The sequence below is a fragment of the Jutongia hominis genome (assembly GCF_014384965.1).
GTDB classification, from domain to species: domain Bacteria; phylum Bacillota; class Clostridia; order Lachnospirales; family Lachnospiraceae; genus Butyribacter; species Butyribacter hominis.
On record NZ_JACRSW010000020.1, the window covers coordinates 1 to 534 of the forward strand.

Genomic DNA, 534 nt, shown 5'->3' on the forward strand with positions numbered 1-534 from the left:
GGGAGCTGCCGAAGGCAGGATCGATAACTGGGGTGAAGTCGTAACAAGGTAGCCGTATCGGAAGGTGCGGCTGGATCACCTCCTTTCTAAGAAAAAGAGTAAGGGTTGTTTTACTGTTTGGTTATCAAAGAGATAACAGAAAATTTTGGTGGCGATGCGTCTGGGGGTAACACCCGTTCCCATCCCGAACACGATGGTTAAGACCCAGACGGCCGATGGTACTATACTGGAGACGGTATGGGAGAGTAGGTGGCCGCCAATTATAAAAAAAATAACGCTGGATCAGCGATGAGTAACAAGAAGTCATTCTTGTTATTGATGACTGATCCAATCAGTCAGGGGGACAGAGTTCGAAAGAACAAAGCCCTGGTACCTTGAAAACTGCATACTGTAAAAGAAATCATGGTTCAGATCGAAGATCTGAAACTATGAAGTCAGACATCCAAGCAATCAAAAGATTGCGAGTTAATTCTTAAAAGAAGATTAACAAATGCTAGAAAAGAACGTATATCAGTAACGCTATACTGAATATAT

General features: G+C 42.9%; 2 rRNA genes. Both read left to right on the forward strand.

From position 1 onward, the window contains the following. Positions 1 to 86: ribosomal RNA gene (locus H8700_RS05455) — 16S ribosomal RNA — on the forward strand; the annotation flags it as partial. A gap of 58 nt (positions 87 to 144) precedes the next feature. Beyond that, positions 145 to 262 (forward strand): 5S ribosomal RNA (gene rrf / locus H8700_RS05460). The last annotated feature ends 272 nt before the right edge of the window (positions 263 to 534 follow it).